At 71.5% G+C, this 15,232-nt stretch carries 16 protein-coding genes and 1 tRNA gene; 4 read left to right on the top strand and 13 right to left on the bottom strand.

The features are described 5' to 3' along the window. Positions 1–72 precede the first annotated feature (72 nt). The 5 genes from AC1UKG_RS21530 to AC1UKG_RS21510 form a co-directional block, all read right to left on the bottom strand. On the bottom strand, positions 73–588 hold the full coding sequence (locus tag AC1UKG_RS21530; protein WP_482643121.1) for a hypothetical protein: 516 nt from the start codon (positions 586–588) through the stop codon (positions 73–75). Between the two features lie 88 nt (positions 589–676). Continuing rightward, positions 677–856: a hypothetical protein gene (locus tag AC1UKG_RS21525; RefSeq protein WP_482643122.1), complete on the bottom strand. Its 180-nt coding sequence runs from the start codon at positions 854–856 to the stop codon at positions 677–679. Further along, a complete protein-coding gene (locus AC1UKG_RS21520) occupies positions 853–1,083 on the bottom strand; it encodes a hypothetical protein (protein WP_482643165.1) in 231 nt (76 codons plus the stop codon). Before AC1UKG_RS21520 ends, AC1UKG_RS21525 begins: the two co-directional genes overlap by 4 nt. Then, a complete protein-coding gene (locus AC1UKG_RS21515; RefSeq protein WP_482643123.1) occupies positions 1,083–1,262 on the bottom strand; it encodes a hypothetical protein in 180 nt (59 codons plus the stop codon). Before AC1UKG_RS21515 ends, AC1UKG_RS21520 begins: the two co-directional genes overlap by 1 nt. Positions 1,263–1,367: 105 nt before the next feature. Continuing rightward, positions 1,368–2,504 (bottom strand): helix-turn-helix domain-containing protein, encoded by a 1,137-nt coding sequence (locus tag AC1UKG_RS21510; protein ID WP_482643124.1) that lies wholly within the window; start codon positions 2,502–2,504, stop codon positions 1,368–1,370. A gap of 504 nt (positions 2,505–3,008) precedes the next feature. Here AC1UKG_RS21510 and AC1UKG_RS21505 point away from each other — a divergent pair. Beyond that, positions 3,009–3,470, top strand: a complete 462-nt coding sequence (locus AC1UKG_RS21505; protein ID WP_482643166.1) for a hypothetical protein — start codon at positions 3,009–3,011, stop codon at positions 3,468–3,470. Positions 3,471–3,574: 104 nt separating this feature from the next. Here AC1UKG_RS21505 and AC1UKG_RS21500 read toward each other — a convergent pair. Next, positions 3,575–3,648: transfer RNA gene (locus tag AC1UKG_RS21500), tRNA-Thr, on the bottom strand. A gap of 154 nt (positions 3,649–3,802) precedes the next feature. On the opposite strand from AC1UKG_RS21500, the gene AC1UKG_RS21495 reads away from it, so the two are divergent. Next, positions 3,803–5,656: a metallophosphoesterase gene (locus tag AC1UKG_RS21495; RefSeq protein WP_018743866.1), complete on the top strand. Its 1,854-nt coding sequence runs from the start codon at positions 3,803–3,805 to the stop codon at positions 5,654–5,656. A 77-nt stretch (positions 5,657–5,733) separates the two neighbouring features. Here the strand turns inward: AC1UKG_RS21495 and AC1UKG_RS21490 are convergent, their stop codons facing one another. The 6 genes from AC1UKG_RS21490 to tmk all read right to left on the bottom strand — a co-directional run bounded on the left by AC1UKG_RS21490 (position 5,734) and on the right by tmk (position 11,451). After that, positions 5,734–6,567 carry a PSP1 domain-containing protein gene (locus tag AC1UKG_RS21490; RefSeq protein WP_482643125.1) on the bottom strand — a complete coding sequence of 278 codons (834 nt, stop codon included), beginning with the start codon at positions 6,565–6,567 and terminating at the stop codon, positions 5,734–5,736. 63 nt (positions 6,568–6,630) lie between these two features. After that, positions 6,631–7,326 carry a hypothetical protein gene (locus AC1UKG_RS21485; protein ID WP_482643126.1) on the bottom strand — a complete coding sequence of 232 codons (696 nt, stop codon included), beginning with the start codon at positions 7,324–7,326 and terminating at the stop codon, positions 6,631–6,633. Further along, positions 7,326–7,631, bottom strand: a complete 306-nt coding sequence (locus AC1UKG_RS21480) for a hypothetical protein (RefSeq protein WP_018743863.1) — start codon at positions 7,629–7,631, stop codon at positions 7,326–7,328. Before AC1UKG_RS21480 ends, AC1UKG_RS21485 begins: the two co-directional genes overlap by 1 nt. Then, entirely contained in the window at positions 7,632–7,961 is a 330-nt protein-coding gene (locus AC1UKG_RS21475) for a YbaB/EbfC family nucleoid-associated protein (protein WP_018731286.1), read from the bottom strand. It lies immediately after the preceding gene. A gap of 161 nt (positions 7,962–8,122) precedes the next feature. Further along, complete coding sequence (locus AC1UKG_RS21470) at positions 8,123–9,331, bottom strand: DNA polymerase III subunit delta' (protein ID WP_018743861.1); 1,209 nt, start codon at positions 9,329–9,331, stop codon at positions 8,123–8,125. Beyond that, the gene (gene tmk, locus AC1UKG_RS21465; RefSeq protein WP_018743860.1) at positions 9,331–11,451 is read right to left on the bottom strand and encodes a dTMP kinase; all 2,121 of its coding nucleotides are present in this window, start codon (positions 11,449–11,451) and stop codon (positions 9,331–9,333) included. The genes AC1UKG_RS21470 and tmk overlap by 1 nt, the downstream gene beginning before the upstream one ends. A 343-nt stretch (positions 11,452–11,794) precedes the next feature. Between tmk and AC1UKG_RS21460 the strand changes: the two genes are divergently transcribed. Further along, positions 11,795–13,012 (top strand): alanine racemase, encoded by a 1,218-nt coding sequence (locus AC1UKG_RS21460; protein WP_018743859.1) that lies wholly within the window; start codon positions 11,795–11,797, stop codon positions 13,010–13,012. A 77-nt stretch (positions 13,013–13,089) separates the two neighbouring features. Here the strand turns inward: AC1UKG_RS21460 and AC1UKG_RS21455 are convergent, their stop codons facing one another. Continuing rightward, positions 13,090–13,683 carry a TetR family transcriptional regulator gene (locus AC1UKG_RS21455; RefSeq protein WP_018743858.1) on the bottom strand — a complete coding sequence of 198 codons (594 nt, stop codon included), beginning with the start codon at positions 13,681–13,683 and terminating at the stop codon, positions 13,090–13,092. A gap of 222 nt (positions 13,684–13,905) precedes the next feature. Between AC1UKG_RS21455 and AC1UKG_RS21450 the strand changes: the two genes are divergently transcribed. Continuing rightward, a complete protein-coding gene (locus AC1UKG_RS21450) occupies positions 13,906–15,219 on the top strand; it encodes a D-arabinono-1,4-lactone oxidase (protein ID WP_482643127.1) in 1,314 nt (437 codons plus the stop codon). Positions 15,220–15,232: the final 13 nt, after the last annotated feature.

Here is a 15,232-nt window from a genome sequence, read left to right as displayed (position 1 = left end):
TGGGTTGTCCGGAGCCGGGGCAGCGGGCGCGATCACCCATCGCCTGATGCGGTGGGCAACTCTTGCCGGGGCTCACACTGACGCGGGCTCCGCATGCGGAGCATTGAGACGATGCCATGACTGGACTCCCTGGGGGATCTGGTAGTCCGGATACGGGTCGGTCTCGGGCTCGGACGTGCCCCCGGATGCCGCGGTAGCGCGGAGGTAGATCACCGATCGGTCGCTGGCAGTGATGCGGATCGCGGCGGCAACGGGCACTTCCACGCCGGGCTGTTGGCACAGCTCCCACGAGGTGAACACCTCGGGCCGGGCGACATCCAGGAGTTGCTGGGCGAGCACGAGGATTCGGGCGGCGCGCTGCTTCGGTGGCAGCGGCCCGGTGGGCAGCGGTACCGGTGTGGCGTCGCGCGGTGGTACGCCGGCCCAGAGCATGGCGGCTGTCCCGGACTGGTGTCTGACCTTGATCCCCGGGGGCGACTGTCCGCCCGGCTGGGTGTCGGCGCCGTAGCGGGTGACCTCGACGATGTCGGGGTGCTCGGCTGCCCGGAGGATGGCAGTCATCACGTCCAGGGCCTGGGATACCTGCACGGGCGCTCTCCTGATCTATCCGGGATCGTGGCTGCTCACGGGCCGGGCCAGTGTACCGGCGGTGCGGGCGGGGCGCGGCTCCAGCGCATCACGTCGCCTCCGGAGATAGGGGTGGGCCGAGCAGGCCGTGGGTGAGTAGCCCGGCGTATGCCTCCGCCCAGGGCCAGCACCGCCGCGGGGTGCCGCACACGGGGCAGCGTCCGTCGACCTGGCGGTGGTCGTTTAGGTCCCGCCACCACCGGCGGACGGTCACGTCGGCCGGCGTCAACGCCTGCTCCGGGCGCGTTGCGGTGGCGCCCAGTTGCCCTGCCCGGTCGTGGCGAGGTAGTCGTATGCGGTCTCGGTGGGCGGACACGGCCACCCGGATCGGCAGATCGGGCACCGGTCGATCCGCGGCCAGTGCTCGGTGATGATCCGCCGGGCGGACAGGATCATCCGGTTGCGTAGCTGGACCGTCGACAGGCTGCCGGAGCGCGGCCGGGCGTGGGTGGCCATCACCGGCGGCAGGCCCGCTGCCGGGCCAACCGGGTCATCAACGGCCGATGATCGAGGATCACCGTCGGCTGGTCCCACAGCGGGCGGTAGGCGCCGGCCCGCGCCGAATACACCGTGGCGGGACCGGTGGCGTCCAGCCGTGCGGGCCGGCGGCGGAGTCGGCGGAGTAGCCGGATCATGCGCGTGCTCCCCTCGATCAGGTCGAGGCGGCAACGGCACCAGTGTCACCACCCAGAATGATCCTGTGGTGACACCGAGCTACTTGTCAGGATGGGCGCTGTCCGTTACCGGGTAGCGGACAGGCGGCGGACAGCCTCGGCGACCTGCCTAGCCAGCTTCCGCGACGCGGTGGCGTCGGCGATGGCGCGAGCTTCGTCCAGGACCTGCCGGGCAGTGCTGGTGTCCCCGGCCTGCATGTGCGCCACCGCGAGGTGCACCAGGTGTCGGCCGTGCCAGTCCGATCCGCGGGCGTCCTCACTCGCCTCGGCGACCCCGGCGGTCAGCAACCGCAGGGACCGATCGTTGGCCCGGTCGTCCCGGGCGCCCAGGTACCGCCACACAATCCCCTGCTGCACAGCGAAAAACGCGGGCGTGTACCAGTAGCCCCACGGCGACAGGGGCTGGCCGATGGCCTGCTTAGCAAGATCGGCAGCCTCGCTGAGGAGGCCGACTACCTCGCGTGGGTGGGCGTTGGCCATGGCTAGGCCGCGGGCGCCCTGCCCGGTGGAGTATGCGCGTAGCGCGGTGTGGACCGCATCGTCTCGGCGGGCCGCCCCGGACAGGCCGATCATGGTTGGCAGGTCCCCGCGCCCCTCGGCCTGGTGGCCCTGAAACGAGAGCACAGCAGCGATCAAATCTTGATTTCCGGCCTCGGTGGACCATTGCAGCGCGCGCCCGAGCCACATTGTGGCGGCGCGGTCATCACCGGTGGCAATCCCTAGCCACCCGGCGAACTGGGCCCATTGCGCGGCCATATCCACAACCGCCGGCCGGACCTGATGGCCGGCATCTCGCAGCAGGGACACAACGGTGTCGAGCTGCACGCGGACCGGATCGACAACCAGAGTTGAACCGATGCTGTCCTCTAGGCGCCGGTAGCTGGCGAGCAGATCGGCCAGGGCATCCACGGCACCGTGGTCAACCCGGCGGGGATGCTCGGCCGCATATGTGGCGCGCTCGCTGGGGGTGGGCATGTCGGCGACGAGAGCGGCCAGGGCCCCGCCCGCGGCCAGGGCGTCGTCCAAGCGCACGGCGACGTCCACTGTTGGCCGGGTCCGGCCGGTCTCCAACTGGTGCAGCAGACTCTTGCCATAGCTGACCGCCACGCCCAACTGCCGCAGCGTCAAGCCGTGCGATTCGCGCCGCTGACGCAGCTCGGCGCCGAATCTCGGGTCCACGATGGTGCGTGTCGGTGCCGGCATTGGTTCTCCCAGGTAGCGGTCTGGGGTGGCGGGCGCCGACCGCTACAACCGGCGCCCTGCCGCCATCGACGGTACTCCCTGCCCGCACGTCACGCCGCCATCCGGTGGTGTGGTCGCCTCGGGAGCGTCGCGCCGTACGCCCTACCACGGAATGGTGGTTCCGAACAGGTTCGAGCTGTCCGCTATGAAGTAGCGGACATTCAAAACGTCAACGGACGTCCAAAAATCATTCGTCGATATGAGTTGTCGACTATGGATACGCTACTAAAATTGTTCGGGCTGATCAGTGATCACGAGCATCGGTGACGGGGGCCTCCGTGCGGGGGTCGTGGCCCTCGGTCGCGCACCATCGCCGCCTGCAACCGGGCGAAGATCCATCGACACACCCCCGAGAAGTCTTCCCATCTGTTCATACGTGTGTTCGACTAGCACGCCCCTGACCGGCACTCACCGGAGGTCTTCGACAGCGTGAACTACCCCTCCCACCCCCACCGTCGCCCCGCCATGCCACTGGTCGCCCGCGCGGCACACGCCGCCACCGCCGCCTACCAGCGCGCAATGACCAGCAAGCGCGAACGCCTGCACCAGCAGGAGATATACCAGCTCCGGCAGGAGAACGCGTGGCTCCGGAACGAAGTCCGGCACTGTTGGGATGCCATCGACGGGATGGGCCACGACATGGAGGTGCGGCGCCAGGAATTCGTCCTGGGCGAACTCTCCCGGGTAAACGCCCGCAGGCGGACGGCGGTCGTCGATCAGCGGCGCCTGCTGGAGGTCCACCTTCGCGAACAACTCGCCGCCGAGTTGGAGGGGGCGCGGCGTGAGGGCTGGACAGAGGGCTATGCGGCCGGGGTGGCAACGCTGGCTAGCCCTGGCGAACCAGTCTCTGAATCCGCCACGGACCGGCGTGCCTTCTACTGGCAGGTGTACGCCGACGTGATGCGAGACCTCTGGGACCTGGAGTAGCGGGACCAGGTACACGGAAACGTACACTGTTGATCTTCACCTTGATCAAGACGAGGGCCCGTGACCTTGGCGTTTCGCCTGGTCACGGGCCCTTCGTTGTCCCGAGCCGCCTGACGGAATCGAACCGTCGACCTACGCATTACGAGTGCGTCGCTCTAGCCGACTGAGCTAAGGCGGCAACGATCAGCAAGTGTACGCCACCCGGCCGGACCCGCTGATCGGGATCCCCACCGGGACCGGGCGGCCGAGGGAGGCACCTTTCCCGGACCGGGGCGCCGTAACCTGACGTTCTCCAGACAGCGCCGTCGACCCGGCGGCACTACGCTGCGCAGATGACGGACGACCATGCTGCTGGCCTCCCGGACCAGCATCCCACTCCGCACGGGTCGGACGGCAACGGTGACCAGGGCGAGACGGGCCCGGGCCACCGGGCCACTGGTCCGGAGCCGGCAGCGCCAACGCCCGGGCCGCCGCCGAGTGGCCCACACGCCAGTGAGGCGGCCGGCGGGCAGCCGGCGCACCGCCCCCGCAGCACCGACCCGCTCGAGCTGGGCTTCACCCCGCGCAGGCCGGTGCCGTGGCTGGCGCCGCTCCTGCTGATCAGCACCGGTATCCGGACGCTACTCGCGCTGCTGTTCGGCGCCTACCTGGACAAACGGGAGCTACAGCACACCTTCGACGCGACGGTGACCCGGCAGGTCGGGCCGGACGGTGGGCTCTGGCTGGACTACGTCGCCGACCTTGGTGATGGCTTCGACGCCACCTACTCGGTGGCGTACCTGCTGGCCCAGCGGGAGCTGACGGTGGACGGGCATCGGCTGCCCCGGGCGCAGGTGCTGGTGCTGGGGGGTGATCAGGTCTACCCGTCGGCGGCCTTCGACACATATGAGGACCGGTGCAAGGGCCCGTACCAGGCGGCGCTGCCGGTCACCCCGCCCGAACAGCCGACGCTCTTCGCGATCCCGGGCAACCACGACTGGTACGACGGCCTCACCGCGTTCCTGCGCCTCTTCGTCCGGTCTCGGGACCGACACTTCGGCGGCTGGAACACCGCGCAGACCCGGTCGTACTTCGCGGTGGAGTTGCCAGCGGACTGGTGGTTGTTCGGCCTGGATGACCAGTCCGGCTCATACCTGGACGACCCGCAGCTCAGCTACTTCGACTCGGTGGCGGAACGGCTGGGGCCGCAGAGCCGGGTGATCCTGGCCGTCCCGATGCCGACCTGGGTCAAGGCCACCACGAAAGACCCCTCGGCGTACGACTCGATCGACTACTTCATTCGCACCATCGTCGCACCGACCGGGGCCCAGGTACGCCTGCTCATCTCCGGCGACCACCACCACTACGCCCGTTACGTGGGGCCGGACCGTCAGCTGATCACCTGTGGTGGCGGCGGCGCGTACCTCTATCCGACGCACGTGTTGCCCCAGCGCATCCAGGTCCCGCCGAAGGAGACGCTGGCGCGGCGGGCGAGCGCCCCGCACTCCTACGAGCTGGCGGGACGCTATCCGGACGCGGCGCGGTCCCGGCGGTACGCCTGGGGCATCTTCGCGCGGCTGCCGTGGCGCAACCCGGGCTTCACCACGCTGCTCGGCGCCCTGTACACGCTGCTGATCCTGTCGATGGTCGGTGTCTCCACGAACCACAACGGCACCCAGCTGCGGCTGTTCAGCGTTCCGTTGGTGGCGATGCTGCTGGTGACCCTGACCGCGACGGTCCTCTTCGCCGAGGCACCCGGTGCCGTGCAGCGACGGCTCCGGCACTGGCTGCTCGGCCTGGGGCACGGTCTGGCCCACCTGGGGTTGGCGGCCGTCGGCACCTGGGTGTGGCTGGCGCTGCCGTTCCACGACTGGCCGTGGCCGTTGTCGGTGGTCGCCGCGGCCGTCTTCTTCGGCTCGGTGGGCGGGCTGGCGGCCAGCCAGCTGGTGGCGGCGTACCTCCTGGTGGCCAGCGCCTTCGGGGTCAACGCCAACGAGCTCTTCGCCGGGCAGGGGATCGAGGACTCGAAGGGTTTCGTCCGCATGCGCATCGCCCCGGACGGGACGTTGACGATCTACCCGATCGGGGTGGATCGGGTGGGCCGCCACTGGCAGGTCAACCCCGACCAGTCGGCTGAATCGTCGTGGCTGGTCCCGCGGACCCCACTGGAGCCCCGCCTGGCCGAGCCCCCGGTGGTCCTCCGCTGAGCCACGGCCGCCGCTCGCGGGGGGCAGCCGCAGCCGTCGTCGCACCCCGCCTCGTCGTCGTCGCGTCGCGATCACGCTCAGCTGCGGTCGCGCGCCTCGTACGCCTGGCGCGATCCGCAGACGTCGGAGAGCGCGCACCGGCGGGTGGATCCGTCGGCGATCTGCCGGACAGTGACCGTCTGGCTGGGTGGATGCCGGGACACGACCTTCGCGGTGCCCGCTGGTGTCTCCACTCGCTGACCCGAGGCGGGGTAGGCACCACTGTCGGAGTAGAGCGGATGCTCGAACTTGAGGCAGCACATCAGCCGGCCGCACGCGCCGGAGATGCGCAGCGGGTTGAGGGGCAGATCCTGGTCCTTGGCCATCCGGATGGTCACTGGCTCGAAGTCGGTGAGGAAGGTGGCGCAGCACAGGTCCCGCCCGCAGGAGCCGATGCCGCCCTGTACCCGGGCCGAGTCGCGGGCGGAGAGCTGACGCAGCTCGACCCGGCAGTGCAGGGTCGCGCCGAGGTCCCGGACCAGCGACCGGAAGTCCACCCGGTGCGGGGCGGTGAAATAGATCGTGCTTCGCTCGCCGCCCTCCGTCGCACCACGCACGTGGTCTACGGCGACCACCTTCATCGGCAGATCGTGCTCCCGGATCAGGCGTTTCGCCGCGACCTTCGCCTCGGCTCTGCGCCGGCGTAGCAGCTCGTCGCGGCGCAGATCCTCCGTCTGGGCCAGCCCGGCGAGGCGGGGGAATCCCGCAGTGTCGTCGGAGGTCCACTCGGCGGCCCAGACGCACTCGGCCACCTCGGGCCCCTCGTCGGTGGGGACCAGCACCTTGTCGCCGACCTGGGGCCGAAACTCACCCGGGTCGAGGTAGTAGAGGCGCCCGTACCGGTGGAAACTGACCGCGCAGAGCATGCCCATACCCTCACCCTACGTCGCTGTCGGGCCCGTCCAGGGCCGCTGCCCTCGACCCATACACGGTGCTCACCAACCGACGTGGGTCGGGGTGTCGTAGCGGGAGGTTCCGGTGACCGGTGCCCGCCAGGGGGATTCGGCCAGGCTGGGCCCCCACTGCCGCAGGAGTGTCTCCGCCCCGTCGTAGGCGGCGGAGAGCACCGCCAGCACCCGCGCGGCGATCTCGGCCGCCTCGACCTCCGCCGCGGGGTGTGGCACCGACACCACGAGCTGCGCCGAGGCCGTGGGGGGCGCTGACGTCGCGGCAACCACCGCCACCGCCTCGGCCGAGCCCAACACAGCGGCCAGAGTCCGGGCGAGCGTACGCCGGCTGCGCTCGATCCAGTCGGCGAGGGCGGCGGCGTAGCCGGCGGTCGCCTCCAGCCGCCCCACCAGGCTCTCCGGCCCCTCGTCGAGGTGGCTCAGTAGCGCCGCCCGGTACTCCCCGAAGGCGGTCGCGGCGGTGCCGGACCAGAGCACCGATTCGGTGAGCGCAGCGGAGACCTCGTCATACCCCCGGACCAGGTGACGCACCGACCGACCGGCATCGGAGAAGGCCACGGCGGGTAGCTCCAGGAAGCTCCGGACCGCCGCACCGGGGAGCACCTGCATCCGGCGCAGCAGCGGCCAGACGGCATGTCCCTCCGGGGCGCCGGTGGCGAGCAGGGTGTCGACCCGACGCAGCAGGTCAAGGCCGGGCTCGGCGAGTCGCTCCAGTGGGTCCATCACGTCTCCCCCACGAACCGCCAACGCGCGTCCTGGTCGGTCTCGGCGTAGTTGTCGGCGGCGGACCGGACCGCGGCCGCCACCGCGGCCAGCTGCTGGGCGACCAGGTGAGCCTCGCGGGCGCGGTCATCGGTGGCGGCCGTCCACTGCCGGTGCAGGGCCCGGCCCACCTCGCCGGGGCGCCCCACCGCATCGCCGCCGAAGGCGACTCCCGGCGGATCAGTGGCCGGCGCGGCGTGAGAGAGGCTGGTCAGGGTCTCGCTCGCCGCCTCCAGCCGGAGAGCGAGGGCGCGCAACGCCTCCATTCAGGCCCCCGTGAGCGGGCGGTAGGCGGTGAAGGTCTCGTTGTGCAGCTTTTCCCGCGCCCACTGCGCGGCGTCGGCCGCGGCGGCCACCGCCGCCTGCACGGATCCGGCGATGTCGCGGGGTTGGCGGTTCTGCAACGTGCGGAGGAACCGCACATCGGTGATCTGCCCCGCCGCGGTGACCACCACCTCCACCAGCCCGTCCGGGGAACGGACCGTGACCTCGACCGTCGTCACCGCCTGGTCGAACTCGGCCTGCAGGGACTCGATCCGGCGGTAGCGCCGCACCGCTTCCTCGATCCAGGCTTCGTCGATCTCCCCCGGCGGCATCGCGTCCTCCCGCACTGGCGTTACTGAGCGTTGCCCCCGCGTCACCATGGCACACCGGACCGTACCGCACCGGAGTGGAGCGTGTCGATGCCGCCCAGCTGCCCAACGCCCTGCTGCCGCGACCACTGACCGCCGTCCCCAAGAGCCGGAGACAGTCCAGGTCAGCCCTTCCAGAGGGCGAGCATCATCGCCTCGACGGCGATCCGGGGCTTGACGTTCGCCTCGATCGCGGCCCGGCAGGCCAGGACCGCCTCCAGGCGACGCAGCGTGCCGTCGGCATCCCACTTGCGCGCCCCCGCCTCGGCGACGGGGGCGGTATCGGTGTGTACCGGTTCGACCGGGGCGCCCAGCGCCATCGTGAGCGCGTCCCGGTAGAAGCCGGCGAGGTCCACCAACGCCCGGTCCAGCGCATCCCGCTGCGCCCGGGTCGCCCGGGACTTCTGCCGCCGCTCCAGCTCCTTTACCTGCCCGGCGGCGCCCCGGAACGCGCTGGCCGCTCGCCGACCGGTGCCGCCCGCGCCGAGGGCCGTCTCCAACGCGGCCCGTTCGGCCGCATCGGTGTCCGCCACCAACGCCGTGGCCTCCGCCTCGGCGGCTCCGATCAACGCGGCGGCGGCGTCGATCGCCGCGCCCACCCCGGTGAGCTGGCGGGGTACCGCGAGCACCGCGTCCCGCCGGGTACGCGCCTGCGGGTCCCGGGCCAGCCGCCGGGCCCGCCCGACGTGCCCCTGGGCCGCGGCGGCCGCCCAGTTCGCCACGTCGGGCTCGACGCCGTCACGCCGAACAAGCACCTCGGCGACCGCCGCCGGTGCGGGCTGCCGCAGGGGTACGACCCGACAGCGCGACCGGATGGTCACCGAGATGTCGTCGGGGTGGATGGACGGCGCGCAGAGCAGGAAGACCGTTCGCGGGGGCGGCTCCTCCACCGCCTTCAACAGGGCGTTGCCGGCGGCCTCGGTGAGACGGTCGGCGTCCTCGATGACCACCACCTGCCACCGCCCGCCGGAGGGGGTACTGGCGGCGCGGAGCACCAGGGCGCGCATCTCGTTGACGCCGATGGAGAGCCCCTCCGGCACCACCAGCCGGACATCGGCGTGGGTGCCGGCCATCGTGGTGTGGCAGCCGGGGCAGGTGCCGCATCCGCTGCCGTCCCCGCACTGGAGGGCGGCGGCGAAGGCTCGCGCGGCGACCGACCGCCCCGACCCGGGCGGCCCGGTGAAGATCCAGGCGTGGGTCATCCCCGCCCCCGGTTCACGCTCCGCCGGCTCGGGTGTCCCGGCACGGAGCACGGCGGCGGCGTCGGCGGCGGCCCGCCGCAGCACGTCCACCGCCTCGTCCTGGCCGACCAGGTCGGCGAAGACGTCTGGCATCAGGTCCGACGCTCCATCGTCACCAGCTTCGGGTCGGATAACTCGGAGTGGACCGCGGTGTCCGGCCCGCTCGCCGCTGGCGGGTTCGGCCTACTCGCCGCGGGTGCGTTCGCCGCCGGCCCACCACTCGCCGCCGGCGGGTTCGGCCCGCCGGCCTGGGCGCCGAGCAGCTCGGCGACCCGCCGAGCCACCTCGTCGGCGATCTCGTCGGTTGGCCGGGCGGCGTCCAGCACCAGGTAGCGCTTCGGGTCGGCGGCGGCGAGGTCGAGGAACGCGTACCGGACCCGTTCGTGGAAGCTGACCGACTCGGCCTCCAGGTGGTCGGGGGTCCCGCTCCGGGCAGCCACCCGGGACAGCCCGGAACTCGGATCGATGTCCAGGAGCACCACCAGGTCGGGCTTGAGCCCGCCGGTGGCCCAGGAGGAGAGCCAGGAGACCTCGTCAACGGGGAGCGTCCGCCCCGCGCCCTGGTAGGCCAGGGACGAGTCGATGTAACGGTCGCTCGCCACCACGGCACCCCGGAGCAGTGCCGGCCGCACCACGGTGGCCACGTGGTGGGCCCGGTCGGCGGCGTAGAGCAGCGCCTCGGCGCGGGGGGAGGGGACCTCGGAACCCGGCTGACCGAGCAGCAGGGACCGGATTCGTTCACCGATTCCGGTGGCGCCGGGCTCACGGGTGACCACCACGTCCCGCCCCTGGTCCCGCAGCCGCCCGGCGAGCAGAGCGAGCTGGGTGGACTTGCCGGCTCCCTCGCCCCCCTCGAAGACCACGAACAGCCCGGCGGAGGTGAACGGCTCGGCTGGCGTCAGCGGTCGCCCACGCATCGAGCCCCACAGGTCGGCCAGGACGGGAACGCCCTTCTTGTCGTCCATCTGCCCGAACGCGCTGATTCCAGCGAAGATGCCCGCCAGCCCCGCGGCGAGCAGCAGCAGCCGGGTGGATGAGATCGAGATCCCCAGGTTGGCGACTTCGAAGCGGCGGGAGCCACCAACCCCGGCGAGCAGGCTGCTCAACGCGATGGCCAGGATCAGCACCATCCGGGTGCCGATCTGCACCACTGCGAAGACCCGCCCCCGCACCTCGTCGGCGATCTCGCCACCGAGCAGCGTGGTGCCGGCGAGGAAGGCCATGCCGGCGCCCGCGCCGACCAGGACCGCACCCACCATCGCCATGGAGAGGTGGATGGCGAAGGCCAGGGTCATCACCGCGGCGCTGGCGAGCACGATGCTCATGCCGAACCAGCGCCGCCGGGACATCTCCTTGACGATCATCGGACCGAGCCCGATGCCGATCGACAGGCCGATGAAGATGGCCCCGAACAGCAGGTAGAAGGCGGCGTCGCCGGCACCGAGCGAGTTGGCGAAGAAGCGGGCCGTGCCGATCACGATGCCCCCGCCGGCGAAGGCACCGAAGATGCCCAGCACCAGACCCCGGACCAGTGGGGTCTGGCCGATGAACCGCCAGCCGTCCTTGAACTGGCGCAGCATGCTCTGCTCGGTCTGGTCCCGCTGGGCGGCAGGGCCCTGGCTGATCTCCCGGATGCCGTACGCGACCACCACGGCGATGGCCAGCCGGGAGAGCGCGTTGAACCAGAGCGCGAGCTGGGCCGGCTCGGCCCAGTCCGGAGCGGCACCACCGGTGGCGGCCCGGACCACGCCGTCCAGCGCGGCGAGGACGGTCGCCGCGAGGACCGGGGTGAGGCCGTACGTGGTGATCAGCGTGAGCTGGTTGGCCGCTTCGAGCCGGGCCCGCGGGATCAGGTTCGGGACCGCGGCCTCCTTGGCCGGAATCCAGAGCAGGGTGATCGACTCGATCAGGAACGTGGCGATCGTGGCCCACCCGACCACCACCGCGCCACTCGCCCCCAGGACCGCGACCAGCGGGATCGAGGCGAAGAGCAGGAACCGCAGCAGGTCGCAGATGACCATCGTCCAGCGGCGGTCGAACCGGTCGGCGAAGACGCCGGCGATCGGCCCGAGGAGCAGAGCCGGCAGCAGCCGGATCGCGATGACCGTGCCGAAGGCCGCGCCCTTGGCGGTGTTCCCCTCCACCTGGGAGGCGGCGAAGACGGAGGTGGCGAGCAGGCCGAACCAGTCACCGAACGAGGCGGCACCGAGCACGATCCAGAGCCGCCGGAACGGGCGGATGCGCAGGACTGATCGGATCGCGGCGTAGCCCGAGTGGTCGGGCTGGCTGGCCGGCGCCGCGGTCCCGGACGGGCCCGCCGGTCCGGACTCGGCTGCGGGCGACGAACTGTTGGCCGACGCGCCGTTCTGCTGGCTTTCGATGGCCGTACCTCCACATGGCGACCCGTTACTGGGCGGTCTCGGTGCAACACTCTAGCCCCGGCCCGATGGCATACCGCTGTGACATTCCCCTGCTCGCCGAGCCTAGGCGCGGGGGTCCACCGCCCGCAGCCCGCCCGAGGCGAGGTGCTTGGGCATCGACCCCGGTACGGCTAGCGTGCACCACGTGGCCCCCGACACCGCGGAACTGCGTGCCCGACTCGACGACGCGACCGCCCACCTCGACCCGCCGTACGCGGTGGTTGACCTCCGGGCGTTCGACGCCAACGCCACCGCCCTCGCCGAGCGCGCCCGCGGCAAGCCGGTCCGCCTGGCCAGCAAGTCGGTCCGCTGCCGGACGCTGATCTCCCGGGCCCTGGCCACTCCCGGCTGGGCGGGTGTGCTGGCGTTCACCCTCGCCGAGGCGCTCTGGCTGGTCCGGTGCGGGGTCACCGACGACGTGGTGGTGGCGTATCCCGCGACCGACCGGGCCGCGCTCGCCGAACTGGCCGGTGATCCGACGCTCGCCGCCGCGGTGACCCTGATGATCGACGATCCCGCCCAGCTCGATCTGGTGGACGCCGTCCGCGCCCCAGGTCGCCGGCCCGAGCTGCGGGTCTGCCTGGACCTGGACGCCTCCTGGCGACCGCTGGGCGGGCGGCTGCACCTCGGGGTGCGCCGCTCGCCGGTGCATGATCCACAAGCGGCCGGCGCGCTCGCCGCCACCGTCGCCGACCGGCCGGGATTCCGGCTGGTCGGGTTGATGGCGTACGAGGCACAGATCGCCGGGATGGGCGACGCGCCGCCGGGGCGGGCGCTGCTCGGCGCGGCGATCCGACTGGTTCAACGCGGGTCGTACCGGGAACTGCTGTCCCGCCGGGGCGCGGCGGTGGCGGCGGTCCGCGAGCATGCCGAACTGGAGTTCGTCAACGGTGGCGGCACCGGCAGCCTGGCCGCCACCAGCGCCGATCCCGCGGTCACCGAGGTCGCCGCCGGGTCCGGACTGTACGGACCGACGCTCTTCGACACCTACCGGGCCTGGCGCCCGGCCCCCGCCGCCTTCTTCGCCTGCGCGGTAGCCCGCCGGCCGGCGCCCGACTACGCCACCGTGCTCGGCGGCGGCTGGATCGCCTCCGGGCCGGCCGAACGTAGTCGTCTCCCCCGCCCGGTCCTCCCAGCTGGCCTCCGGCTGGTCGGCGCGGAGGGCGCCGGCGAGGTGCAGACTCCGCTTACCGGCCGGGCCGCCGACACGCTTCGGATCGGCGACCGGGTCTGGTTTCGGCACGCCAAGGCCGGCGAGCTCGCCGAGCATGTCAACACACTCCACCTGGTGGAGGCGGAGACCGTCGGGACGGTCGCCGCCACGTACCGCGGTGAGGGGTGGGCCTTCCTCTGAGGGCCGCACCACCGACGCCGGAGCCCGGGTCCCGCCGCCCGGACCGTTCGAAACCGGTCCGGGCGGCGGGACGCCGGTCAGGCTGGCTGGGCGACCTCCACCGGCCGGTCGACGCCCCCCCGATCGTCAACCTGGCGGTACAGGTACTCCCGAATCAACGCCTTGGCCTCGACGAGCACCCGGTCGTCACCCTCCTGCCGCCGGCGGAACGCCAGCTGGATGAGCGCATCAGCACCCTCGACCGCGATCTCGAGATGGAACTGGAGCTCCGGGACGTCGGTGAGTCCGAAGCGCTCGGTGAGAACACGAGCCAGTTGGTCCGCGATCACCCCGTTGTTGTCCCGTTGCTCATCGAGCAGGTGCAGGTCGACCACGTCGCCGAAGTGCAGGGTACGGAACCCGGGAACGGTGCGGTGCATCGTGATGTACTCGTCGATCGCCGCGTCAACCCCATCCCACCAGTGGGTGAGGTCGTTCGAGGCGAACCTCTCGTCGAGCCGCTGGAGATAGGACTCCATTGTGCGCAGGGTCAACGCCTGCACGATCGCCCGCTTGTCCGGGAAGAACTGATAGACCGACCCAATCGCCACCTCGGCGCGCTCGGCGAGCAGCGTCGTGGTCAGCCCCTCGTACCCCACCTCGTCGACGAGCTCCGCACAGGCGTCCAGCATTCGCTGGACTCGAGCGACACTTCGACCCTGCACCGGTACGCGGCGCAGCGGCCCGGTCGTGGCGGCTGGTGTGGACACTCGCCACCCCCCTTCGACGGAAGAACATATCTGCACGTCACGAGTCCGTGACTACCGGTACAACGAGCGGAACTCGATTACGGTATTTACCAGGCACAACGTTCCTGATATGAAGTCACTTCATATTCATTTCGAGGAGCGTCCATGGCCGCTACCGCAAGCTCCGTAAGCGCCTGGTCCAACTGGGCCGGCAATCAGCGTGACACCGCCACCAGCGTGCTACGCCCCACCTCACGCGCCGACATCGCGGCGGCGGTACGGGCCGCCGCGGCAGCCGGGGAGCGGATCCGCCCGGTTGGCAGTGGCCACTCCTTCACCCCCGTCGCCCGGACCGACGGTCATCGGATGGAGCTGACGGACCTGGCCGACGAGGTGCGGGTCGACCTCGATCGCCGGCTGGTCACGGTACCCGCCGGCACCACGCTACGAAACCTCAACCGGCTACTCGCCGGCTACGGCCTGGCCCTGCCCAACCTCGGTGACATCGACGCGCAGACCGTGGCCGGCGCGATCTCGACCGGCACCCACGGCACCGGAGCCCGGTACGGCTGCCTGTCCACCTTCGTCACCGCACTCACCCTGGTCACCGGCGTCGGCGAGGTGCTGCACTGCTCCGCCGACGAGCACCCGGAGGTCTTCGCCGCCGCCCGGGTCTCGCTCGGCGCGCTCGGCGTCCTGGTCGATGTCACCCTGAGCTGTGTGGACGCGTTCGTGCTGCAGGCACACGAGCGGCCCGCCCCGCTGGCCGGAGTGCTGGCCGAGTTGCCCGAGCTGGTAGCGCGACACGACCACGTCGAGTTCTACTGGTTCCCCTACACCGACCGGGTCCAGATCAAGAGCAACGACCGGGTGCCCGTCAACGACCGTCCGCTGCCGCACTGGCACCGCTGGTTCAACGACGAGTTCCTCTCCAACACGGTTCTCGCCGGGGCCTGTCGGCTCGGCCGGGCCCTACCGGCACTCGCCCCCCGCATCAGCTCCGTCGCCGCGCGGGTGCTCACCGAACGCCGCTACACCGGCCCCTCCGACGCGGTCTTCTGTAGCCCACGTCGGGTCCGCTTCGTCGAGATGGAGTACGCGCTGCCCCGCGCGGCCCTCGCTCCGGCCCTGGCCGACCTCCGCCGCATCGTGGACCGGCTGCCGGTCAAAGTCCTCTTCCCGGTCGAGGTCCGGTTCAGCGCCGCCGACGACATCTGGCTCTCGCACGGCTACGGCCGGGACTCCGCGTACCTCGCCGTCCACCAGTACGTGGGGATGCCGTACGAGCCGTACTTCCGCGCCGTCGAAGAGCTGGCCGAAGGGCTTGGCGGCCGGCCGCACTGGGGCAAACTGCACTGGCGCGACGCGGCCTCCCTGGCCCCCGCCTATCCCCGGTGGGACAGCTTCCGGGCCGTCCGGGACCGGCTCGACCCGCACCGGGTGTTCGCCAGCGCACACCTGTCCCGCGTCCTCGGCTGACCACACCCGGCCC

The organism is Salinispora sp. CH2A1_6 (genome assembly GCF_056820975.1).
The sequence above is the reverse complement of the archived record's forward strand: the minus strand, read 5'-3'. Positions and strand labels throughout refer to the sequence as shown.